This window comes from Rhizobium sp. PDO1-076 (assembly GCF_000247475.1).
GTDB lineage: Bacteria > Pseudomonadota > Alphaproteobacteria > Rhizobiales > Rhizobiaceae > Allorhizobium.
The window spans coordinates 1-23,614 of record NZ_AHZC01000411.1; the positions used below are offsets into that span (position 1 = coordinate 1).

The following is a 23,614-nucleotide window of genomic DNA, read 5'->3' on the forward strand; positions in this document are numbered from 1 at the left end:
GGAACTTCGGTTTCGCCGGCCAGAGCCGCCTTGCCAGAGAGACGCATGCAACCGGCAAAAATCGCCGAACGGGGCGCCGGAAGGAGCCACATACTAAACTTACAGAGGCTGCTTCTGGCGCCCTGTCCGAAACTGCCACCATCCCCGGAGGAGGAAGATCCAACCGGCGGCGAAGCGCGGCGTTTTTTCCGCCGGCGTCCGGAGCCCGTCATTCAACCCGATCCCCATCGAAACCCAATCCAGGAGACCCCGCATGAGCAAGCGCAATGCCAACCTCCCCCCATCTCCAGCGCCAACCCCGGCCCCGGCCCCTTCCCCAATACATGTCGACGACCGGATCTTCCGCACGCTGGTCACCGGGTGGTTCAAGCTCGACGCCTGCCGGGTGCGTGCCTGCCACCGCCACCACCTCTGCAGCGCCACCAGCGGCGGCTGGCCGCGCTGCCTCGCCGTCCTGTCCGAGGCCCATCGCGCCATCACGCGCACCGAATGTCACGCGATTGCCGTCGGTGCCCGCGACAAGCTCGGCCGCGACCCCGATCCCTGGCCAGTGGTACAAGGGCCAGTGGTACCAGGGCCAGTGCAGCAAGCGCCAGCGGAGCAAGGGCCAGTACAGCAAGCGTCAACCGATCAGGCCGACGACGCCGTCGCCCTGCACCGGCGCGATGTGATCCTGCTCGATATTGCCTTTGGCTTTCGCGATCCGGTCCATGGGAACCGGGTGCGCGACTGGGTGCGCTCCGATCCCGAATGGCAGAGCGCCCGGGCGGCGAGATGTGCGGCCAAACGCGCCGCCAAAAGTGCCAAAGGGAAAAACGGCCGGTGATCGCGTGCGGATCCGGCAAGCACCGATGATGGCGAGCACAAAGGCGCGGGCGAAAACCAGCTGCGTGCCGCAATCGGCGGCACGGCCATTGGTCCCGCCCCCCACCCAACAAGCGGCCCAACAAGCGACCCCGCCCCCGACCCAGCCAGCGACCCAGCCATTCGACCTGCCGCTATTCCGCCGCCTTCGGCAGTTCCTCGGCATTCACCGGCGCCGGTTCCATCTCGTAGGAATAGCCTTCCAGCATCGTATAGGCCCGCTCGATCGCGGCGATCTGCGTCTCGCTGTTCTTGATCGCCTCGGAGATCGACGTGGCGCGCGCCCGCAGCATCGAGCCGAGCACGTCGGCCTCGGGCCGGCGGCCGATCCGGTCCATGTGTTTGCGCACCCGGGCGCGGTGCCGCTCCAGTTCGAGAATGTGGAAGCGGGCTTTCAATATATCGTCGGTGAGCTTGCGGCGCAGGCCCGCCACGGGGTCGAAACTGCCCGGCTCGCGCTCGTCGAGGATCATGTCATTGACCAATGTTTCCAGGACCATAAGCCCCTTGAGATCGGTCGGCTCGGCAAGCTGCGGATCATAGCCGGTATCGTCATAGACGCGCCGGCGCACCGGATCCTTCAGCAGCTCGTAGCAGGCGCTGATCGTCGCGAACCGGTCCGTATCGCCGCCGCCGTCGGGATGTGCGCTCTTGGCCACCTGCCGGTAGGCGGCCTTGATCGCCGCCTCGTCGGCATCGCGCGCGACGCCGAGAATGTCATAGGGATCGATCACCGTGGCTCCCGTTTTCGCCATCATAACACCTCGTTCCCAGCCGCCCTTCCCCTACCCCGGACCGGGGGCGGCATCAAGACCGGACGACCGGCTTTCCCCCGCCGCCTGCAGCCACGGCCGGGCCCGACCGGGTGGCCACCGGCCCGCCGCCGGACCATCACCTGGCCGCCACCGGCCCGCCACCAGCCCGCCACCAGCCCGAGCCGGCCTGTCAATGATCAAGGATATCAGCCGTTTGCACCGCATACGGAAAGCGCCCCATCACTTTTGGCCCTTGCCTTTCATAAAAAATGTCCATACCTCTATTGATGTTCGGGCACTAATGATCCCGGAGACTGGACCGATTGTTTCGACCGCGTCATGCGGTCTCTGGGGGCCTCCTCCCGCTGGTAGACGTTCTTTCCCCGTTATCGCGACCACTCGACGGTCCCGCCTGCCGGGACTTAACTTGTCCGCCTCCGGTTTGCCGGGCGCGGAGGATACCGCAACACGGGAAAAGGAAATCCCCATGGCCACCAAGGGCATCGTTAAATTCTTCAACCAGGACAAGGGCTTCGGCTTCATCACGCCGGACGGCGGCGCAAAGGACGTGTTTGTGCACATCTCGGCGCTGCAGGCGTCGGGCCTGCAGACCCTGAAGGACGGCCAGCAGGTCACCTTCGACACCGAGCCGGATCGCATGGGCAAGGGCCCGAAGGCCGTCAACATCCAGGCTGACTAAGCTCACCCGCCTGACGCGCGCCACAATCGCGCATTATCCTCGGCGCAGCATGCACGAGGAACCAAACGAACCGGCGGCGCCTCAACGGGCGCCGCTTTTTTGTTGGGTCTACTCCGCCGCCCGCACGGCCTCGCCCGCCGGACTTGCATCGCTCGCCGGACCTGCCGGACCGGCTTGCAGCTTCGGCCCGCCGGCGATATCGACCGCGGCAAAGGCTTCCGCAATCAGCATCGGCGAAATCCCCGGCTTGGTCGCCTCCGACGACAGGATCTGCCGGAACCGCCGGGCGCCTGCATAACCCTGGAACAGCCCGACCATGTGCCGGGTGACATGATTGAGTCGCCCGCCCGAGGCAACCACTTGCTCCGCATAGGCGATCATCGTCTCGCACAGCGCCGCCCAGTCGAAGTCCCGCTCAGCTTCGCCGTAGATCAGCTGGTCGACTTCGGTCAGCAGCGTCGAATTGTGATAGCTCGCCCGCCCGAGCATCACCCCGTCCATCACCTTGAGATGGGCCGCAGCTTCGGCAAGCGTTGTGATCCCGCCATTGATGCCGAGGAACACATCCGGGTTCTCCCGCTTCATCCGGTAGACCAGATCATAATCGAGCGGCGGAATATCCCGGTTCTCCTTCGGGCTCAACCCCTGCAGCCAGGCCTTGCGGGCATGAATCCACACCGCATCCGCCCCGGCCCCGACCATGCGCGCGAGAAAATCCGGCAGCACCTCAGCCGGTTCCTGGTCATCGACCCCGATCCGGCATTTCACCGTCACCGGCACCGTGGACACCGCCTTCATCGCCGCAACGCAGGCCTCGACCGTCTGCGGCTCACGCATCAGGCAGGCCCCGAACGTGCCCGACTGCACCCGGTCCGACGGACAGCCGACATTCAGGTTGATCTCGTCATAGCCATAGTCCGCCGCAATCCTCACCGCCTCGACAAGCTTGCCCGGATCAGAGCCGCCGAGCTGCAACGCGACCGGATGTTCTGCGCGATGAAACGCCAAAAGCCTCTGGCGCGGCCCATGAATGATCGCATCAGCCACCACCATCTCGGTATAGAGCAGCGCATGGCTGGTCAGCTGCCGCAGAAAATAGCGGCAGTGCCGATCCGTCCAGTCAATCATCGGCGCAACGGCAAAAACGGGAGCCTTGAAATAATTGGCATTTTGTTGTTTAACAGACACTTACGGCACTTTCTTCATCGTCTCATTTACGCTCGTTCGGCGCTATTTCCGCCGATTTTGGTACTAGACTTGGTACAATGTACCAATTATCGTTTTTCATGTACCAACTGAGGCACGGCTATGGGCACTATCACCGCTCGCAAGCGCAAGGACGGCACTATCGGCTACATGGCGCGAATGCGGGTTGTGCGGGATGGTGAAGCCTATCACGAGACCGAGACCTTTGACAGACGTCCGGCGGCCGCAGCCTGGCTTTCAAGGCGCGAGCGGGAGCTTTCGAAACCAGGGGCGGTCATCACATCAAAAAATTCTGATCCGACGACGCTGGGCAAAGTCATTGATCGCTACGCCGAGGAAACCGTCAAAGGGGTTGGTCGAACCAAAGCGCAAGTCTTGAAAGCCATCAAGAACTACGACATCGCCAACATGCCCTGCTCTTCGATTAAAGCGAAAGACATCGTTGAATTCCTGCAGTCATTGACGGCACAGCCCCAGACCGTCGGAAACTACGCCAGCCATCTCGGCGCGATCTTCGCGATCGCGCGGCCGATGTGGGGCTATCGACTTGACGAGCAGGAGATCAAGGACGCTGTCAAGGTTGCCCGGCGGATGGGTATCATAACCCGGTCAGCGCAACGCGATCGAAGACCCACGTTGGATGAACTCGATCGTCTGATGGGCCATTTCATTGAACGGCGGAAGAAGGTCCCCCAAGCGATGCCAATGCACAAGGTCATCGCGTTCGCGTTATTTTCGACCCGCCGCCAGGAGGAAATTACGCGGATCAGATGGAAGGCCTTCCAGAGAGAGCACAAGCGCGTCCTTGTGCGCGATATGAAACACCCTGGAGAAAAGATCGGCAATCACACCTAGGTCGACCTTCCCGACCAGGCGATCCAGATCATCGGTAGCATGCCAAAGGGCAAATCAGAGATATTCCCCTACTCCACCGACGCCATCTCGGCGAATTTTACGCGAGCCTGCAAGTTGCTGGACATCGATGATCTCCGCTTTCACGACCTGCGCCACGAGGGCATTTCAAGGTTGTTCGAGATGGGCTGGAATATCCCCCATGTGGCTGCGGTCAGCGGGCATCGGTCGTGGGTCAGCCTCAAGCGATATACACACATTCGGGAGACGGGCGATAAATATGCGAGCTGGCACGGCCTACAGTTGGCCATCAACACCAAATAGTTGGCCGACTGCTTACTGATCCACCGGTGCAAGCACAGAACCGCATCGAACGGAGAAAGCATAAATTGCGAGGGCCTGATTGAACAGAGCCTCGTAAGAAAATCCCCGAGGAACGGTGAGGCGAGCCTTTTACGAAGTAAGCATGTTTATGTACCTGTTCAGACATGTCCCAGGCCTTGGTCGATAAGGTGGCGACATAGTTGATGTCTCAGGTAAAATGTCGAACATCCCGCGTCGGGCCGAAGGTATCCACGATTTTCCAGTATGCTTGATCGGAACAGCACCAGCCATTGTCGAAACGCTGGCGGTGCTGCCGAAGCATAGATCTTTGTATGGCGATCGAAACGGTGGGAGTTAGAACCGATACGAAACGCCCAGCATCGCGAATGGCTGAACATCATCCTTCACGATCGGACTACTCTTGGCGTCACCGATCAAGAACCCCGCGCCCGCCGCACCTGTCACAAGCCAATTTTCGGTCATCATGTAAGTGATGGAACCCTTCACATCGACCCGCTTGAAACCGGCCTGTGCATCATACTGCGCAAGGCCGGAGTTTGCCGATTGAGCGCTGGTAACGCCGAAATACGATACCATGTGTTTGTCATCCGCCCAGGTCCCTGACACGTCGGCTGAGAAGATAAAGCGTTCATACCTGTACGACGCCTTGGCACCAACGGTCCCCGTTAGACCATCGCTGCCGCCGATCGTCTTATCCAGCTCTGCATAGGCTTGAAACGGCCCAACCTCGTAGCTGATGATACCGCCGATTACGCCGCCGGCATCGATATCGCCGAGGCCGCGCAGATAATCGGAATCATCTTCCTTTCGCCCCAGATCGTAACCAGCCTTCAAGCCTGCCCTGAACCCATTGGCCTCGTATATATCGACTGTTACGCCTGTGATATCGACACGAACGCGATCGCCAAATTCGGCTGAGATGATTGGTAGCAGATTGATTTCGAACTTATCCGACCCCTCATATTCGGGCATGTATATGGCGCCGGCGCCGACGGTGAGTTTCCAGTCGTGCAGCGTGTCACGGAAATCGCCATAACGCCCAGAATCAAACTCCTTAGGAGGGGCGATCGCGACATCACCACTCTCAAGGTCGGCAGCCAGTGTTGCCACAGGCAGCAGACCAAGCGCGCTTGCTAGCACAATTGTCTGAACCGTGCCACGGGCGGAACTGGTCGTTTTTACTTGCAGAAAGCAGGGTAGGTACTGGGTCACTATATACTCCTATTGTGGCTTGCAGGTAGGCATCGCTGGTGAGGGCGACACCGAGGATTGAACGTCGGGAACAGGGGGCATTCCCCCCGAGGGCGCTACTGCGCAATCGGAACCAGGGAGAATTTCGCCAAGTGTTATGACCAGTTTTCGAACAGCGGGTGAGGTGCAGGAATAGTGGGTGGTCGGTGCCTATCGACTAGCTCCCTGCGGCGCAGCTTCGAAAGGTGCTGTGACAGCGCGTGCTGGCTGTGACCCACACACCGCGAAAGCTACCCGACTGAATACTCCCTGTGTGCGAGATGATGCCGAATGGAATTCGCTTCCTGTTTGCGGGCAGCGACAAGAGTTCAGCAGACACCTCGCAATCATCGGACAGAGCTTCATGCGTCATGTGCATTCCCAGAACCGTATGTGTCGCTGAGTTTCATTCGATGGACCCACACTGCTCAGAGAGGATTGCCGCAACATTACAGGACCGCAATTTCTGAAACGGCAGGTGGGACGGACGCAAGAAGGCTGTGGGGGATACCTGCAATACGCCCGCCCCTCGTCCGGTTGGGGGCCGGCCGATCGTACGGCGCCGAGACGAACCAGCGCGCCTTTGTACTGTTGCGCGGGTGTTCTCGGTTCCTTGTCGGTCCATTGCGGCGGTGCGCCGACCTTGTCCGCGACGATACCGACCAAGCCGGGCGACCGCCCGAATGCGTCGCAAGCAGCGTATTTCGGCTTGCCGCCGAGCGCAGAGTTAAGACGCTGCGCCGAGGGAAGCGAGAGATCGACGCCCTTCGGCTCCTTGCCGGTCACGAGGATGCGAGAGAAGTATTTGCCGAAATCTGATGCCAGACTGTAAGCGTCGCCGACCTCGGACACGCGCGCATTGTTGGTGATGGAGTTGGCGCCCTTCGACCAGACGACCGCGGCGCGCTGTATGCCGGTGCTGTCGATTGCCTCTGCTTCCACTGCCAGGCCACCAAGACCCATAGGAAGACGCGGGATGCCGACGGGCAGAGCAAGGCTGCTACCCAGGGAAACCGCCGTCGAGACGCCGGCCATCGTCTTATTGGTCGCAACGATATCAGTGACAACGGCACGGATTGTCAGGTCAGCGGGCTGACCTGTTGGGACCAATTGAAACTTGTCGCTGAGGGAGACGCACACGGCACGATCCAGCGCATTCGAGACAAGCGCACGGTCCTGCGACGTCTTGATGCGGATGGCGGCATCCGGAGAGAATGTCGATGGCAGGATAGCGACAGTTCTCACGCCAGACAGACCCTGAGCGTCCACGAAGGTGCGTGTCTTGGTGAATTTTCCCTTGGAGGGGCTGAGTTGATTATAGGAGCTTAGTGTTCCGCCCTCTTTCAGTGCAACGGACGTACATCCCTGCACCATAAGCAAGAGCGGTATGGCGATGATGGCAAATGTTGAGCGGCGCCCATCCCCATCGTAATCGGTAGGCTCAAGACGTTCCGTAGCTTGTTTCTGGTGCACCTTGCTTGCCCTCGCTGGATCATTTGCGCAGAACCTGTAGGCAAAGCATTGCCGCAGCATTACAGGTTGATCAGCGGTCAGAACTCCAATCGCGTTCAGAGCAGGATTTTGAATGTTGTAGCCGAGGGCGCGCAATCGATGCTCACATGGCCATGGTGATTGGCGACGATCTGTTTCACCAGGCTCAATCCAAGGCCGGCACCCGTGCTGCGCGGTGTGAGACGGTAAAACGGTTCAAACACCTGTTCGCGCTGGTCTTCCGGGATGCCGGGTCCGTCGTCAGAAACCGCGATCTCACCGTGCCCGGAAACCATCACCGAGATTGCGCCTCTGTTGCCGCCATGATCGATGGCGTTGCGCACGAGATTGCTGATGGCGCGTTGCAATGCGGGTCGGCTCCCTTCTCGTTCAACTTGATCGACTTCGCTTTCAAACGAGATTTCATAGCCGCCCGCGATCGCCATCGGCGCAAGATCGGCCACCACCGAGCGGGCGATCTCGACCAGATCGACGGTTTCATGCACATCCGCCGCCTGAACGTTGCGCTCGAAGTCGAGAAGCTGTTCGGCCGTCTCCCCCAGCCGTGCGACATCGGCCATCAGGCGGCGTCGCTCGCCGCCTTCCGACATGCCTTCGATCCGCGTTTGCATGATGGCAATGGGTGTTCTGAGTTCGTGCGCGGCATCGATCAGAAAGCGTTGTCGCGCCTGAAATTGTTCCTCCAGGCGCTCAAGGATGCTGTTGAAGGCGATGATAAGCGGGGTCACTTCCTTCGGCACGTCTTCGACCGGAAGCCGCGATCCGGGACGCCTGGGGTCGATCTCCGGCGCCTTGCTGACAACCGCATTGAGGCCGGCAAGGGCATGCCTGACGACACGGGGTACAGTGAAGAATATGGCGGGCAGTGCAATGGCCAGCAAAGGCAGGTAGATGGGATAAGTCTTCGTCAGCATGGTCAGAAAGGTCGCGCTTCTGCTTGTGTTTCCGCCGTACATAACTCGGACTTCCCCAAGAGCCGTATCGATACGGTCGATGGACGCCACCTCGTCCGTTTCTGCGGCGCCACGGATGTCGCCATCTCTGATCAGCCTGACAAAAGACGCCATCTCTGCATAGGGCGCCGGTACTGCGCCATAGGACGCTGTCATTCCGTCCGGCGTCGCAACGACGAACCACAACCGATCATTTTCCGCCTTGAAGGACCGAAGAGCCAGGTTCTCTTCAATGACGAGCTGTCCCTGTGCGTCCCGTGCCACCGCCTCGTAGAGCGCTACACCGAGCTTGTCCTGCAGCCCCACTGTCGGCGACAGGATCATGGCGCCATAGACACAGAGACCGACAATGACGGCCGCAACGACTGCGACAAAGACGAGACTGAGCTGCCAGCTGAGCTTCCACCAGAGAGACGGATTGGGTATTGTCGCCGCAGCCATTATTCTTCCTTCAGGAGATATCCGACACCGCGGATGTTATGAACCGTGACGCCAGCCGAGGATTCCGAAAGGCGCTTTCGCAACCGTGAGATATGCGCGTCGAGTGCATTCGACTGTATCTCCTCCTCATAGTTATACACGGCCGTTTCGAGTGCGGACCGAAGCACGGTTTTGTCCTTGCGCTTTGCCAGGGCGATGAGAACGAGCAGTTCGCGGCGAGGCAGTTCCAGCAAGGCCGACCCAATCGTGACATTCATGTTGAGCGGATCGATGATCATCTTGCCGACTGCGATTTTCTCTTCGACGACATTCGGCGGACGTCTTAGCACTGCGCGTAGCCGCGCCATCAGCTCATCGACCAGAAACGGCTTTCCGAGGTAATCGTCCGCGCCACCGTTTAGCCCCTCAATTCGCTCCTTTGGCTCGTTTCTTGCTGTCATCACGATAATCGGCGTGTCCACCCCTGCCCGCCTCAGCTTGGGGATAAAAGTCAGACCTTCTCCATCCGGCAAACGACGATCGAGAAGGATCGCATCATAGGTGTTCTGTCGAGTGAGTTCACACGCGTCGGCCAGCAGCATGGCATGGTCGATGACCACTCCCTGTTTGCTTAGGGCAGCGCTCAGGGCCTCAGCCAGTTCCTTCTCATCTTCGATCAACAACAGTCTCATGGTCGACGCCCTCGTTTGCAGCATTCTTCTCTCCTGCCAACGTTGCCGCAGGATTACGGAGAGCTCGTATCGAGCCGGTAATGCTGCTGCAATTGTCGACATCTATCCACGGCAACACCAGTCGCTCGATGTGCGACGAGGCCGCCTGCATGCGGCCATGTTGAGTTCGACCGAGAAGGAGATTCGTGATGACGCCGATTTGGACGCGCAAGATCGCCATAGCAGGAATGCTGCTTGGCGGCTGCGCTCTTGTTTTCATCTATCTCGATCCGGTCCGGGGCACGGTCGATGCGAACGAACGCGTCAAGAATGTCGTGGCGTCCGTATCCGCACTACAGTCAGACAGACCGTTGGAACTGACGCATACAGAAGTGACCAAGGTCGCGCGGGTTTCGATGACCGAGCGCCTGCGCGTCAGCGGCGAGCTTCAGCCGATCAATCGCCTGGTGATGCGGGCGCAGACCGAAGGCAAGGTCCTCAACCTCGCCGTTCGTGAGGGCGAGCGGGTGAAAGCTGGCGACGTCATTCTCAGCTTCGACGCGCACGATCTTCGGTCGACGCTGCTACAGCGCCAGAGCGACCGCGATGCCGCCAGAGCAGAACTTACGCATGCTATGCAGGCCCTGAGCCGGGCCGAACAGCTTGCTGCCAAAAACGCCACATCCGTAGAGCAACTGGAAAAGGCCAGAAGGGACGTCGCCGCCAACACATCCAAGGTGCAGAGCCTTTCGGCACAGGTCGATATCGCCCGTGTCGCGCTGCGCGATGCTGAGGTTACCGCCCCCTTCGACGGCATTGTTGCGAGCCGCGCAGTCGAGGCGGGCTCGCAGGTGAGCGCAGATGCCGAACTGCTGACCATCGTCGATACCGGCATTCTGGAAGCGAAGGTTCTGGTTTCCACCCGCGACATCTTGCGCGTGGCGGCAGGCCAGACCGCCGAACTTAAAGTAGACGGCATGGATGGCCGGCCGATTGAAGGCAGGGTCTCCCGGATCATTCCGGTCGCCGACAGCGGCACGCGCTTTGTGCCTGTCTATCTGCAGCTTTCCAATCGCGACGGACGGCTCTGGGGCGGAATGTTCGCCACTGGTTCAATCCTCGTTCGGGAGAAAGCAGATGCGCTCGTGGTTCCTGCTATTTCTCTGCGGAAGGACGAGACCGGTGACTATGTGCTTAGACTCCACAACGGCCATCTTCAACGCCAGCCCGTGACCGTCAGACAGGCTTGGAACGGCAACAGCTTGATCGAGATTGCGGATGGCCTGAAGGACGGCGATACGATCGTGACCGCTCCCCTGCCCGAGTTGCAGCCCAATGTTGCCGTGACCCTCGACAAGGCCGGCTGAGATGTTCCTGACCCGCATTTCCGTCAACCATCCCGTCTTCACCACCATGATGATGGTGTTCCTGCTGGTGGTAGGCATCTTCTCTTTCCAGCGGCTTGGGCTGGACCAGTATCCTGATGTCGACGTTCCGATCGTCGTGGTGATGACGACCTACTCGGGCGCCACACCCGAAACTGTCGAGACAGAGGTGACCCGCCCGATTGAGGACGCCCTGAACTCAATCGGCGGACTGGATGAGATCACATCGACGTCCTATGAAGGACGCTCAGTTGTAACGGCGAAGTTCAAGCTGGAGGTTCAGGGGGCTACTGCGGCACAGGACGTCCGCGACAAGGTCGCCGCAATTGAGGCTGACTTTCCTGACGACGTCGACAAGCCCATCGTGTCGCGCTTCAATCCGTCGGATCAGCCCATATTGTCGATCGCCATCAGCTCGACATCGCTGGACGTCCCTGCCCTGACAACCATCGCCGATCAGCGTGTCGTGCGGCAATTGACGACGATCTCCGGCGTGGGTCAAGTCACGCTGATCGGGGGCCAGAAGCGGCAGATCGACGTTTCCATCGACGACACGCGGATGCGCGCGCTGAGCGTCGGCATCAATGAGGTGATCGACGTTCTGCGCAACGGCAACCGCAACAGTCCAGCAGGTAGCCTGATCAGCACGTTCTCCGAACGCACGATCCAGGTGCAGGGCCGGATCGAGCAGCCTGAAGACCTGCTCGATATGATCGTCGCACGTCGTGGTGCGGGGCCGATCTACTTGCGTGATGTCGCGACGGTCTCGGACGGCGCGGCCGCCGGCGAGAGCCGGGCGCTCTATGACGGTGAAACGGCGCTCGCCATCGATGTCGTCAAGGTCCAGGACGCCAATACCGTGCAGGTGGTGGATGACGTTCGGGAACGTCTCGATCAGCTCAACACGGAACTCGCGTCCCAGAACGTACAGTTGCGTGTCGTCACCGATGCCTCGACAGCCATTCAGGAATCCGTAAGCCAGGTGCAGACGGCGCTGATCGAGGGTGCAGCACTCGCGATTGCGATCGTCTTCCTGTTTCTCAACTCCTGGCGCAGCACCGTCATCACCGGCCTGACGCTTCCGATTGCCATGCTCGGAACCCTGGCGGTCATTGGCTTGCTCGGCTTCACGCTCAACACAATGAGCCTGCTGGCGCTGACTCTGTCGATCGGCATCCTCGTGGACGACGCCATCGTCGTGCGCGAGAACATCACGCGGCATCTTCATATGGGCAAGTCGCACCTTCGCGCGGCGCCGGACGGCACCAATGAAATCGGCCTTGCCGTGATCGCCACGACGCTGACGATCGTTGCAGTCTTCCTGCCGGTCGCCTTCATGGACGGCATTGTCGGCCGCTTCTTCCACGAATTCGGCGTCACGGTTTCTGCCGCAGTCCTCATTTCACTCTTCGTCGCCTTCACCCTAGATCCGATGTTGTCCAGCGTCTGGTATGATCCCGATTCGCATCCGAATGCGAAACGCGGAGCCATTGGGCGCCTGATCGCACGCTTCGATCACGGCTTCGAATGGCTGGCCAATCAGTACCGCCATGTCATCGGCTGGACACTGCGCCACCGTTTCGTGACGCTTCTTGCAACCGTCGGCATCTTCATCGGCAGCCTGTTCATGGTGCCCCTGGTCGGCGCGGAGTTCGCGCCTGGCGCCGACGAGGGCCGCTTCCAGATCAACGTGACGGCGCCTGTCGGCTCCTCCCTCGACTACACCGCGACGAAAGTCCGCCAGGTCGAAAATGCGCTTAGGGAATTCCCCGAGGTCGAGACGATCTATTCGACCATCAATACGGGTGGGATGGTCGGCAAGCACCGCGCCGCCGTGCTGGTGCGCCTGGTGGCTCTCGAGCAGCGTAAGCGAACCCCGCTCACGCTGGCAAACCCGATCCGCGAGCGGTTGTCCGTCATTCCGGGCATCGAGATTGCCATTGTGCAGGAAGGGCTTGGCGGCGGCGACAGCCCGATCCAGCTCAGCATACTTGGAGATGACCGCGCGATCATCGAGAAGATCGCCTCGGATCTTGACAGCGATATGCGCAGGATCCCGGGCATGGCGGATGTGAATTCGAGCGCCAGGGAAGTGACCTCCATCCTTTCGGTGCGCCTGAAGCGCGAGGTGGCGAGCGATCTTGGCATGACCAGATCCAATCTTGCCGCCTCGCTCTCTCCGCTCGTCGGCGGCGAAGAAGTTTCGAACTGGACCGATGCCACCGGCGAAACCTACGATATTGTCGTGCGCCTGCCGAGCGAGCAGCGCGCTGATCCGGCGATGATCGGTGCGCTTATGCTGACGACCGGGCGAACGGACGAGAACGGGGCCCCAATCCTGGTCCAGGTCGATCAGATCGCCGATCTCAGCCCCGTCCCGGCGGCTTCCGAAATCCGCCGCCTCGACAACCGCCGCGAGGTACTGGTATCCGCCGATGTCTCAGGCCGCACACTTGGCGACGTCACAGCCGAGTTGCAGACGCTGATCGACAGCTTCGATCTGCCCGCCGGCTACCACATCCGTTTCGGCGGGGAATCGAAGAATATGCAAGAGACCATGGGCCATATGGCGGCGGCGCTGGCGATGGCCGTAATCTTCATCTATCTTGTGCTGGCCTCACAGTTCGGCAGCTTTTTGCAGCCGCTTGCGATCATGGCCGCCCTCCCCCTTTCACTCGTCGGTGTCCTGCTCGGCCTCATGGTCGCCGGCAGCACGATCAACATGTTTTCGCTGATCGGCTTCATCATGCTCATGGGCCTCGTTACCAAGAACGGTATCCTGCTGGTCGACTTCGCGAACCGGGAACGGCGGCGCGGGCTTTCGCTCAATGATGCTCTGATCAGCGCTGGAACCATCCGCTTCCGGCCGATCGTCATGACCACGCTTGCCATGATAGTCGGCATGATCCCGCTCGGGATGGCCGTCAGTGGTGGCGGTGCGCAGCGATCCCCGATGGCGCATGCCGTTATCGGTGGGCTGATCAGTTCCACCGTATTGACCCTGATCGTGGTACCCATGATCCTGTCCTACATTGACAGCCTCACACAGCGTCTGGCTCGCTTTCTGCCAAAAGCGCCTGATGAATACGGTGATGGACGCCCAGAAACCAGGATGTAGGTCGCTGCAGTGCGCACCATCCAACCCTGTATTGGGGAGGTACTGGACATGCTTCCGTGCCGTAAACGCCATGCTCCGATCGCTCTATTCAAGCCGACGCCAAAGCCCATTTGGTCAACGGAGCAAGAGGATGCTCAATGGCCCAGCGACGAGAATTGCGAGAACGATGATCGGGTGGAGACAGGAAAGCAGAACACGAAGTATGGCTTTACGACGGCTCATCAAAACGTCACCTGCTGGGAAAAGTCAGGTGACGTTGGACGCCTCACATTGCAGCGGCATTACCGTCTATCTGTTGCAAACTGATATTACGGAGCGGGCGCGACCCTCAGGTTTCTGAAATACCCAATCGTCCCGGATTCCAGCCAGACACCGACACCTCCGCGTTGATCGGGTCCGAATTTCAGGTCATTAACGATAAGAGCCGGTCGCGTCTTGCCATCGAGATAGAGCTCCGCCCTCGCGCCGGAAACCAAAATGCGCATATGAATCCATCGCCCGAGATCAAGCTCGGCGTAGCTCTCATATTTTTCAGGTTCCTCCGCTCTTAGCCTGTCAAATCGCCAATCTGGATAAGCGACATACTGAACGCTGTGATTGCGGCGAACCTGATCGTCTGCGGTGCTGTTCGTCGGCCTGAGATAGATGCTCTCGAACCGTCCTTCTTTATCGATGCGAAACGTGAGACCGATGAAACCGCGAGCATATGCAGGCGCGTCCGGGGCAAGTTCACTCGCTACGTCGACCTCGATCACACCATCTGAGAAGTCTATGGGCAACCATGCCATGAAGTTCCGATCGATTAGCTTCTCAGTTCGCGGATCCTGAACGGCTTTCGACGGCATCGTCATCTTGAAGGCAGGCGCGCCCTCGAAGGAGCTATGCTCTAGAGACACAACCGAGAGCAGAAAGTCCGCAAGCGCCGGATCTGACAAGACGCCTGTTGAACTGCCGTCTGACGCCAAAACGGCCTCGTTCCTCCCATCCATAGGGCCCGATAAAGTCATTTCTCTCTCTCCCTTTTACCAAGCGCAAAATGTCGCAAGCCAAGCTATTCTCCTCCAAGAGAACCAACTCATGCCTGGAGGGCCTGATGGACAGCAGACCGCCATCCATCAGGCAACAATTTTCAGACACGAACCCAGGACGGCGCCACAGTCGGCCCCATTCCGAGGAAGAAACCGAAGTGGATGTTCATCTCTCCGATCGGCTCGAGGAAGCGGCTGTTGCTCAGCGGACCGGCATTGACGGCCTCGAACGACAGCTTTTCAGCCAATTCGCGAACTTGCGCGGTTGCACCTTCATCATCTCCGGCCACAAACACCTGCAGCGTCTTGGCTGCTCGCGCTTCCGGCGAGATCAAGCCTGCAAAGATCGTGTTGAAGGCTTTGACAACATGCGCTCCGCTGGCGAGCTTCTGGATCTCCTCTGCTGCGGACGTTGTGTGACCGAGTAGCAATTCCTTGTAATCCGCGGTGATCGGATTGGAGATGTCGATCAGAACTTTGCCCGTGAGATCACCGGTCTCTGCGAGCACCTGGCCAACGGCCTGATATGGCAGCGCCAACAGGACGATGTCTGCGAGCTTCACCGCGCCAGCGATGCCTCCACCTTCAACATTGGGACCGATGTCTGCGGCGAGCGATGCGGCCTTGGCCGGATCGCGGTGACCAATGACAACGTCGACACCGGAAGCGGCAAATGCCCGGGCAAATCCAGAACCCATATTCCCTGTTCCAATGACTGCAACTTTCATTCTCTGATCCTCTGTTGTGGTTGAAAATTACTTTGACGGTGAAACGAATTAAGATAAATCTCAGAAATATCGCATGACTTGAAACAACGGATTTCAAATGGATCGTTTGACTGGAATGGAAGTGTTCGTCAAATCCGTGGAATGTGGCTCGTTCAGTGCCGCAGCCGACGTCATGCAGATGTCGTCACAGCTTGTCGGCAAGCACGTGCAGAAGCTAGAGCAACACCTTGGCGTGCAACTGCTTCATCGCTCGACGCGACGCCAGAGCCTGACGGATTTCGGTCAGATCTTCTACGAGCGTGCGAAAATCATTCTGGCCGAGGTCGAGACGGCGGAAAGCATGGCGGAAGAAACCCGCGCAGTTCCGGCAGGACGCCTGCGCGTCAACGCCCCTGTGAGCTTCGGCATGCGCACCCTTTCCCCGGTCTTGCCCAAGTTCATGAAGCTGTATCCCGAAGTTGCGGTCGAACTAACACTGGCCAATCGCGCAGTGGATCTGATCGACGAGGGATATGATGCCGTATTTCGGGTCGGAGAGCTTTCGGACAGCGGATTGATTGCTCGACGGCTTTCCCCTTATCGGCTCGCTCTGTGCGCATCGCCCGAATACCTCGCGAAGGCACCACCCTTGTCGTCGCCGCAAGATCTGACACGTCACGAATGTCTTGGGTTTTCCCATACGGAACTGCGCACCCACTGGACGTTTAATGGCCCAGATGGACGTCACGTCATTCCCGTCACGAGCCGGCTTGTAGCCGATCATGGGGAGCCTTTGCTTTGTGCTGCCCTCGCAGGCCTCGGGATCATGTTGCAGCCTCTAGAACTGGTGCGTGACTACCTTGACGATGGTCAACTCGTGGAGCTTTTGCCAGCCTACACGGTCCCGATGCGGCCTTTGCACGTCCTCTACGCGCCAGACCGACGGTTGACGCCGAAACTGAGAAGCTTCCTGGACTTCGTCGTCGCAAATTTTGGGGCCAGCGCATTCGAGGACTGAGGGCGCGGGCGACCAATCGATTTTGGAAAGGTGATTGTCTTGGACCGACTTGAATGTGACCGCATGTTTGCCGCAGTCATCGATACAGGTAGCTTCGCGGCGGCGGCCAAGCGTCTTGGAACGAGTACCGGTCAGGCGTCGAAGCTCGTGTCGCGGCTTGAAAAGGAACTTGGTGTCCAGCTTATCATGCGGACAACACGGGCATTGGGACTTTCGGAGGTCGGCCGTGCCTACTATGAACGCATAAAAGGGATTATCGAGGAGTTCGATGCCCTTGATGCATCGGTACGCAACGCCTCAGGAGCGCCATCGGGCAGGTTGCGGATTACAGCGCCCGTGACCTTCGGCACGACCCAACTGGCTCCTGTGCTGATCTCCTTCGCTGCAGCCTTTCCCGATATCCAGCTGGACGTCAGCTTCTCCGACCGCCTCATCAACCTCGTTGACGAGGGGTTTGATGCGGCGATCCGGATTGGCCAGCCCGCCGATAGCAGCCTCATTGCCAAAAAGCTCTGCGCTGTCCGAATTGTGCTCGTGGCCTCACCCGCCTATCTCGAAATTCGACAATCACCGGCCACCCCGAGTGAGCTTGCTGATCACCACTGCATTGTCGACACCAATTTCAATGATCCCCTTTCATGGCGCTTTAAAAGCGGTGATCGGCACCAAACCATTGCTGCCGAAGTGCGAAGCCGGCTGCATTTCTCGAATGCCGAAGCCTGTCTGGCAGCGGCCGACGCCGGTCTGGGTATCGCCCGTGTTCCCAGCTTCGTTGCCGGCACCAGTCTTCGGGCCGGATCGGTTCGAACCGTTCTCAGCCAATTTGAAGACGAGCCGCGAGGTCTCTACGCCGTCTATCCACCGGCGCGTCATCTTGCTTTGAAAGTGCGCGTCCTCGTCGATTTTCTGGCGGACGCGTTTCGCGGTCAGCCCGCATGGGACAACGGATGGACATAATTGATTCCAATGTGGAAGTAATATCCCTCCCGCAGACGGGATAATCATCGATCTGGAATTGGGCCATATTCCATCTCAGGAATTCACCCAATGAGAAGAGAACGATCATGATTGATACCCGCACTGCTCCATATGCCGCCCTCACATTGCGCGTCGTACTCGGCCTGCTTTTCCTCGCTCATGCCGGCCTGAAAATTTTCGTATTCACCCCGGCGGGCACTGCCGGCTTTTTTGAATCTCTCGGTCTTCCCGGCTGGCTGGCTTACGTTACCATCCTGTGGGAACTGGCAGGTGCCATCGCTCTCATCCTCGGCATCTGGCCGCGCCTGGCTGCCATCGCAATGATCCCCGTTCTGCTCGGCTCAATCTTCACCGTTCACGGCGCAGCAGGCTTCTTCTTCAACAATCCGAACGGTGGCTGGGAATTCCCGGCTTTCTGGATCATCGGCCTTATCGTGCTGGCACTGACCGGCGATGGCGCGAAGGCACTACGCCCCACGCCTATCCGCAAGTAAAAACTCAGCGACGACTGCGAACGGAGAAAGCCATGAGCACGACATCGAGCCTGAAGACCGGCATCGGCAAAGTAACCTTGACGGTCAACGACCTTGATCGCGTCAGCGACTTCTACCAGGAGGCCGTGGGCCTCCATCTCCTTCGCAGCGACGCGGCCACCGCAGAACTCGGCGTTGAAGGGAAAACGCTTCTGGAATTGCGGCGCGATCCCGCAGCACGCCGGCGTTCTCCCCGCGAGGCAGGCCTGTTTCACACCGCCTTTCTGCTTCCTTCCCGTTCCGACCTCGGCCGCTGGATCCAACATGCGATGAAAACGCGCCCGCCGGTGGTGGGCGCATCCGATCACGCGGTGAGCGAAGCCCTCTACCTTTCCGATCCCGAAGGCAACGGCGTCGAGATCTACGTGGATCGGCCGGTTCTGTCATGGCAATGGAAGGACGGACTGGTCCATATGCCCAGCGACCCGCTTGATCTCGATGCTGTGGTCGCAGCCAGCGGCAGCGGCGATTGGAAGGGTTTTCCCGAAGGCTCGACGGTCGGCCATGTGCATCTGCAGGTCGGCGCCATTCCCACTGCTGAAGCATTCTATGCCAAGGTTCTCGGCTTTGCCGTCACCTCGCGCTACCCCGGCGGAACCTTTTACGCCGCCGACGGCTACCACCATCATATCGCAACCAATATCTGGAACAGCCGCGGCGCCGGTGTGCGCAGTTACCCCAGCACGGGTCTTGCCAATATCGAGATCATCGCAACTCCCGAATTTCTGACATCCGTCCACGGGAAGGCCACAGAAGCCGGAACAGCCGATACGACTCAAGGTCTGACCTTGAATGACCCATGGGGCACCGAGATCAGCATCGTATCATCGGTCAAACAGGACACCCAGGAGTAGACAATGCTTGTAGAAGGCAAATGGACCGCCGACTGGCACCCGGTGCAGGCAAGCGACGCCAAGGGCGGCTTCGTCAGGCAGATATCCGGTTTCCGTAACTGGATCACGCCTGACGGTAGCGCCGGGCCGACCGGCGAAGATGGCTTCAAGGCAGAGGACGGCCGTTACCACCTGTATGTCGCGCTGATCTGCCCCTGGGCGTCGCGCACCCTGATCGGCCGCGCCCTGAAGAAGCTCGATGGTGCCATCTCGGTTTCCGTCGTGGAACCGGCATTGTCCGACCAGGGCTGGCGCTTCGGCGACTACCCGGGCTCCGACTTCGACACGCTCAACGGTGCAACCTACATGCACGAGATCTATACGCGAGCCGATCCGGTCTACACAGGCCGGGCAACCGTGCCTGTCTTGTGGGACAAGAAACGCGGCACCATCGTCAACAACGAGTCCGCCGACATATTGCGAATGCTCAATTCGGGTTTTGGATCGCTTGCCGACAACAGCATCGACCTCTACCCGGAGGATCTGCGCGCCGATATCGATGCCTTGAACGAGCGGATCTATCCGATGCTCAACAACGGGGTCTATCGGGCCGGTTTTGCGGTTACGCAGACTGCCTATGAAGAAGCCTTTGCCGATGTCTTTTCGATGCTCGACGAATTGGAAACCCGCCTCGACAACCAGGGCCCATACCTGTTCGGCGATCGATTGACGGAAGCTGACGTCCGGTTGTTCGTCACTCTGGTTCGCTTCGATGCCGCCTATCACGGCCTGTTCAAATGCAATCTGCGCCGGCTTGCCGACTACGCTCGCCTCAGCCGCTACGTGGAGACCATCATCGCAATCCCCGGCATTCGCGCCACGGTCAATATCGACCATATCAAGCGTGGCTATTATTCGATCAAGGCACTCAATCCGAACGGCATCGTGCCAGTCGGGCCGCAACTGCCGTTCGAGCAGGCATAAAGGACCAAACCAATGTCGACAGTCGCAGCGAATATTCTGGTCATCATGCTCCATGGCGTTGGCTCCAGCGGCAATGACCTGGCACCGCTTGGCAATACGTGGAAGACTACATTGCCCGGAGCCGTCTTGGTGTCGCCCAATGCCCCCGCCCCTTCCAGCTTTGGTTCGGGTTTCCAGTGGTTCAGCGTCGCAGGCGTCACGGAAGAGAACCGTAGTGCACGGATTGTCGATGCGCGGCCCTCCTTCGACACGGTGATTTCATCGATCATCGCGGAGAACGGATTTGCCGATAAGCTCGACCGTGTCGCTCTCGTCGGTTTCTCGCAGGGCACGATCATGGCGCTGGATGCGGTCGCGTCAGGCCGCTGGCCGGTTGGTGCCGTGGTCGGCTTTTCCGGTCGCCTCGCCTCCCCGCTTCCGCTTCAGCCGGCTTTGGAAACACCCATCCTGCTGGTCCATGGAAGTGCCGATCCGGTCATCCCCGCGACAGAAACCAGCAAGGCCGCAGCCACTCTCCAGGCACTCGGCCTCAAGGTCGAAACACTCTCACTGCCGGGTGTGCCTCACACGATTTCCGCCGAGGGTGCCGCGCGCGCCGGCAGTTTTCTGGCCGAAGCATTTCTGAAATAGGACGGCAGCCAGCATGGAAATTGGTCTTTACACATTTGGCGACCTGCCCGTCGGCACCCGCGGCCCGGAAGCATCGAAACGTCGACTGCTGGAGATCGTGGAAGCGGCGAAGCTTGCCGATCAGGCGGGCCTCTGCGTCTTCGGTATTGGCGAGCACCACCGGCCAGACTACACGATCTCCGTCCCGGTTGCCATCATGGGGGCCATTGCGGCAGTCACCAAGGATATCCGGATCACCACGGCCGTCACGATTCTGTCTTCATCCGACCCTGTGCGTATCTTTGAAGAATTGGCAACGATCGATCTCCTGTCTTCCGGTCGTGCTGAATTGACCGTCGGGCGTGGCGCCTTCATCGAGTCCTTCCCTCTTTTCGGCTACGACCTGAAGGACTACGACGCGCTTTACGAAGAAAAGCTCGACCTCCTCCTAAAAATTTCAGCCAGTGACGCCATCACCTGGCAAGGGCGCTTCCGCCCGGCCCTGAACAATGTCGAAATCGCTCCACGCCCCTATGTGGCCAAACCGCCGATCTGGGTCGGCGCCGGCGGCACGCCTGAGAGCGCGCTACGCGCCGGTCGGGCCGGCGTGCCGCTGAACCTTGCCAATATCGGCGGAGAACCGGCACGGTTTCGACCCTTCATCGATCTCTATCGCCGCAGCTTCCACGAATCCGGTCATGATCCGGCTGGATTGAAGGTTGGGATATCCAGCCATCTGCATGTGCAGAAGAACAGTCAGGCGGCCCTGGACGATTTCTACCCCCACTACGCTCGATACATCGGCCATAATCTGCCGAATGGCGACAACGGCTGGAAGGTGTCTCGGGCAGACTATGAGCGTCTCGCCAGCCCGCACGGCGCGCTTTTCGTTGGCAGCCCGCAGCAGATCATCGACAAGATTCTTTACGAACACGAGATGTTTAGACATGACCGGTTCATGGCTCAGATCGATATCGGCGGCTTGCCATTCGGAAAGGTTGCCGATGCGATCGAATTGCTGGCAACCGAAGTGCTGCCTGTCGTGCGCAAGGCCACGGCCGTATCCTCGATTGCAGTTGCTTGACCTGTTCTGTCAGCGAATGCGTTCCAGCAGAAGCCTGACCGGTCTCAGACCAGTATCACGATCTTTCCCTCGGCCTCGTTGGCTTCCATGCAGCGGTGCGCCTCGACGATGTCGTCCAGTGCGAACACACGACCAATTTTGATCTTGAGATCTCCTTTGGTGATATCGTCAACGAGATCCTGCAGCGGCATCGACATGAAGTCTTCGGGCTCGCCGCTATAGGATGTCAGGGCGACCCGGTTGGGAATGGCATCCATGGGGGCGAATTCCGCGATGCTCCAGGCATTGCCGACAATGCCGGCCATGCAGACCACGCCGCCACGTTCCGCGCATTGCAGCGAGTCTTGAAGGGTTGTCGCGCCTATCAGTTCAAGCACCCGGTCGAATTTGAAGCCGCGGCTCGACAGTTCACCGTTGTCGAGCAGAACCCGATCAGCGCCGAGATTTTCAAGAAGCGCGACCCGCTCCGCTCTTCGCGTTGTTGCCGTGACATGAGCACCCGCACGCCGTGCCAGTGCAATCGCCGCCATTCCGACCGACGTCGTGCCGCCTCGGACGAGCAACCGGTGCCCGGCCACCAGATGCAGAGACGAGAACAGGGCGCCCCATGCCGTCTGAAGCATTTCAGGAAGAGCGCCCAGCGTTTCCCAGCCAAGCGTGGAGGTCATCAGCCGAACCTGGCCCGCAGGAACACAGGTGAATTCGGCATAGCTGCCGTCGAACTGCCGTCCCATTCCCCCCATGACCGTTGCGACGATGTCGCCCTCGGCAAACTCTCCGCCCGGTGCAGCGTCCACGATGCCGACAGCCTCGATACCCAGAATTCGGGGAAAGACGACGCTTGGCGAATGGCCCTGTCGTGTGAAGAGTTCCGACCGATTGAGGCCAAAGGCCTTCACGGCAATCCTGATCTCACCGGGCCTGGGGACGGGTATCGGTCGGATTTCCAGCCGGAGAACCTCTGGTCCTCCCGCTTCATACACAACGGCAGCCTTCATCATGACAACCTCTCCCTCCCCCCGGCATTGGTGCGACCGTCTCACCGATACGAATCCACTGATCACGGCATATCGCCAAGTACTCGCACCATTCCGCGACATGTGCCCGGCAGGTCAAAATCTGCCGGGCACAATCTTCAGCCGATCGGTGGCCACTCAAGCAGCCAACGCAGTATCAGGCGGCGACTGTCGCGCGCGCAAACCCGGCCAGAGGCGCCAAGAAGACAGCACCGAAAGACTGAAGCTTCGCACGCAGGTCCGCCGGCGGTTCGCCGTAAACGTAGAGCGCATGGATTGTGGCAAGCTTCAAGAACCGCTCGGCAAAGGGGCCGAAAGTGTTTTCGACATGCGGCAGGACGCCATCCGTCAGGTATCGTTCGACGATGTGAACGCTGCGCCCGTCCTGCCCGAGCGAATATTCATAGATCAGCGTCTCGGGTTCCTTGTTCGACAGCGCGATAATCTGCGCGATCAGGCCCTTGAACTCTTCGAGAGCCTCAGGCTCCACGGTCATGTGAAAGACGTTGGTAATATAGGTCATCGGTGATGCTCCAAGGTGGAATGTCTGGCCATCGCGAGACACGTCTCGTCAAATCGAGGCGTATCTCTCGAGCGGCAACGCGGCGTCAGGCTTTTTCGGTTTCTTCGCCGAAGATCTTGCCGGCACCCGCCCAGTCCGACGGCGCAACGTCCTCAAAGATGACGTAGATGTAGTTCGGGTCGGTTCCTGTGTTCTTGACGATGCTCTCGGTGATTTCGGCGGCAACCGCCTTCTTCGCCTTTGCATCCTTACCGCTGAACCAGCTTACGCATACGACGGGCATGATAGTC

At 59.5% G+C, this 23,614-nt stretch carries 21 protein-coding genes and 2 pseudogenes; 12 read left to right on the top strand and 11 right to left on the bottom strand.

The annotated features are described in order from the left end of the window. Nucleotides 1-253 precede the first annotated feature (253 nt). Nucleotides 254-826 carry a hypothetical protein gene (locus PDO_RS28100; RefSeq protein WP_007607316.1) on the top strand — a complete coding sequence of 191 codons (573 nt, stop codon included), beginning with the start codon at nt 254-256 and terminating at the stop codon, nt 824-826. 172 nt (nt 827-998) lie between these two features. Here PDO_RS28100 and PDO_RS22620 read toward each other — a convergent pair whose 3' ends face one another. Beyond that, on the bottom strand, nt 999-1,619 hold the full coding sequence (locus PDO_RS22620; protein WP_007607317.1) for a J domain-containing protein: 621 nt from the start codon (nt 1,617-1,619) through the stop codon (nt 999-1,001). Between the two features lie 487 nt (nt 1,620-2,106). Between PDO_RS22620 and PDO_RS22625 the strand changes: the two genes are divergently transcribed. Next, nucleotides 2,107-2,319 (top strand): cold-shock protein, encoded by a 213-nt coding sequence (locus PDO_RS22625; protein WP_007607318.1) that lies wholly within the window; start codon nt 2,107-2,109, stop codon nt 2,317-2,319. Nucleotides 2,320-2,427: 108 nt separating this feature from the next. Here PDO_RS22625 and dusA read toward each other — a convergent pair whose 3' ends face one another. Continuing rightward, nucleotides 2,428-3,447, bottom strand: coding sequence for a tRNA dihydrouridine(20/20a) synthase DusA (dusA, locus tag PDO_RS22630; RefSeq protein WP_007607320.1), 1,020 nt, complete (start codon nt 3,445-3,447; stop codon nt 2,428-2,430). A gap of 180 nt (nt 3,448-3,627) precedes the next feature. Here dusA and PDO_RS22635 point away from each other — a divergent pair. Further along, nucleotides 3,628-4,701 (top strand): annotated as a pseudogene (locus tag PDO_RS22635) (site-specific integrase). A gap of 354 nt (nt 4,702-5,055) precedes the next feature. Here PDO_RS22635 and PDO_RS22640 read toward each other — a convergent pair. From PDO_RS22640 to PDO_RS22655, 4 genes and pseudogenes are all read right to left on the bottom strand, one after another. Then, nucleotides 5,056-5,934 (bottom strand): MipA/OmpV family protein, encoded by an 879-nt coding sequence (locus PDO_RS22640; protein ID WP_007607323.1) that lies wholly within the window; start codon nt 5,932-5,934, stop codon nt 5,056-5,058. A gap of 609 nt (nt 5,935-6,543) precedes the next feature. After that, a pseudogene (locus PDO_RS22645) lies at nt 6,544-7,485 on the bottom strand (DUF3313 domain-containing protein); the annotation flags it as partial. Nucleotides 7,486-7,520: 35 nt separating this feature from the next. Then, nucleotides 7,521-8,858 carry a sensor histidine kinase gene (locus tag PDO_RS22650; protein ID WP_007607325.1) on the bottom strand — a complete coding sequence of 446 codons (1,338 nt, stop codon included), beginning with the start codon at nt 8,856-8,858 and terminating at the stop codon, nt 7,521-7,523. Further along, nucleotides 8,858-9,529, bottom strand: a complete 672-nt coding sequence (locus tag PDO_RS22655) for a response regulator transcription factor (RefSeq protein ID WP_037075171.1) — start codon at nt 9,527-9,529, stop codon at nt 8,858-8,860. Before PDO_RS22655 ends, PDO_RS22650 begins: the two co-directional genes overlap by 1 nt. 188 nt (nt 9,530-9,717) lie before the next feature. On the opposite strand from PDO_RS22655, the gene PDO_RS22660 reads away from it, so the two are divergent. Beyond that, nucleotides 9,718-10,875 carry an efflux RND transporter periplasmic adaptor subunit gene (locus PDO_RS22660; RefSeq protein WP_007607328.1) on the top strand — a complete coding sequence of 386 codons (1,158 nt, stop codon included), beginning with the start codon at nt 9,718-9,720 and terminating at the stop codon, nt 10,873-10,875. Nucleotide 10,876: 1 nt separating this feature from the next. Next, nucleotides 10,877-14,011 carry an efflux RND transporter permease subunit gene (locus PDO_RS22665; protein WP_007607329.1) on the top strand — a complete coding sequence of 1,045 codons (3,135 nt, stop codon included), beginning with the start codon at nt 10,877-10,879 and terminating at the stop codon, nt 14,009-14,011. 308 nt (nt 14,012-14,319) lie between these two features. Here PDO_RS22665 and PDO_RS22670 read toward each other — a convergent pair whose 3' ends face one another. Beyond that, complete coding sequence (locus tag PDO_RS22670; RefSeq protein WP_007607332.1) at nt 14,320-15,018, bottom strand: LamG domain-containing protein; 699 nt, start codon at nt 15,016-15,018, stop codon at nt 14,320-14,322. 122 nt (nt 15,019-15,140) lie between these two features. After that, complete coding sequence (locus PDO_RS22675; RefSeq protein WP_007607334.1) at nt 15,141-15,767, bottom strand: NADPH-dependent F420 reductase; 627 nt, start codon at nt 15,765-15,767, stop codon at nt 15,141-15,143. 97 nt (nt 15,768-15,864) lie between these two features. On the opposite strand from PDO_RS22675, the gene PDO_RS22680 reads away from it, so the two are divergent. From PDO_RS22680 to PDO_RS22710, 7 genes are all read left to right on the top strand, one after another. Beyond that, entirely contained in the window at nt 15,865-16,764 is a 900-nt protein-coding gene (locus tag PDO_RS22680) for a LysR family transcriptional regulator (protein WP_007607336.1), read from the top strand. 30 nt (nt 16,765-16,794) lie between these two features. Continuing rightward, entirely contained in the window at nt 16,795-17,721 is a 927-nt protein-coding gene (locus PDO_RS22685) for a LysR family transcriptional regulator (protein ID WP_458574669.1), read from the top strand. A gap of 107 nt (nt 17,722-17,828) precedes the next feature. Further along, nucleotides 17,829-18,236, top strand: a complete 408-nt coding sequence (locus PDO_RS22690) for a DoxX family protein (protein ID WP_007607340.1) — start codon at nt 17,829-17,831, stop codon at nt 18,234-18,236. A 32-nt stretch (nt 18,237-18,268) separates the two neighbouring features. After that, complete coding sequence (locus PDO_RS22695; RefSeq protein ID WP_007607342.1) at nt 18,269-19,129, top strand: VOC family protein; 861 nt, start codon at nt 18,269-18,271, stop codon at nt 19,127-19,129. Between the two features lie 3 nt (nt 19,130-19,132). Next, nucleotides 19,133-20,092, top strand: a complete 960-nt coding sequence (locus tag PDO_RS22700) for a glutathione S-transferase family protein (protein ID WP_007607346.1) — start codon at nt 19,133-19,135, stop codon at nt 20,090-20,092. 12 nt (nt 20,093-20,104) lie between these two features. Further along, complete coding sequence (locus PDO_RS22705; RefSeq protein WP_007607348.1) at nt 20,105-20,722, top strand: alpha/beta hydrolase; 618 nt, start codon at nt 20,105-20,107, stop codon at nt 20,720-20,722. Between the two features lie 13 nt (nt 20,723-20,735). Beyond that, nucleotides 20,736-21,785 (top strand): LLM class flavin-dependent oxidoreductase, encoded by a 1,050-nt coding sequence (locus tag PDO_RS22710; protein WP_007607350.1) that lies wholly within the window; start codon nt 20,736-20,738, stop codon nt 21,783-21,785. A gap of 44 nt (nt 21,786-21,829) precedes the next feature. Here PDO_RS22710 and PDO_RS22715 read toward each other — a convergent pair whose 3' ends face one another. The 3 genes from PDO_RS22715 to PDO_RS22725 all read right to left on the bottom strand — a co-directional run. Continuing rightward, nucleotides 21,830-22,786, bottom strand: coding sequence for a zinc-binding alcohol dehydrogenase family protein (locus PDO_RS22715; RefSeq protein WP_244426511.1), 957 nt, complete (start codon nt 22,784-22,786; stop codon nt 21,830-21,832). Between the two features lie 172 nt (nt 22,787-22,958). Further along, nucleotides 22,959-23,324: a putative quinol monooxygenase gene (locus PDO_RS22720; protein WP_007607353.1), complete on the bottom strand. Its 366-nt coding sequence runs from the start codon at nt 23,322-23,324 to the stop codon at nt 22,959-22,961. Nucleotides 23,325-23,409: 85 nt separating this feature from the next. Next, nucleotides 23,410-23,614, bottom strand: a 205-nt coding sequence (locus tag PDO_RS22725; RefSeq protein ID WP_007607354.1) for a tautomerase family protein, incomplete at its 5' end; no start/stop codon positions are given.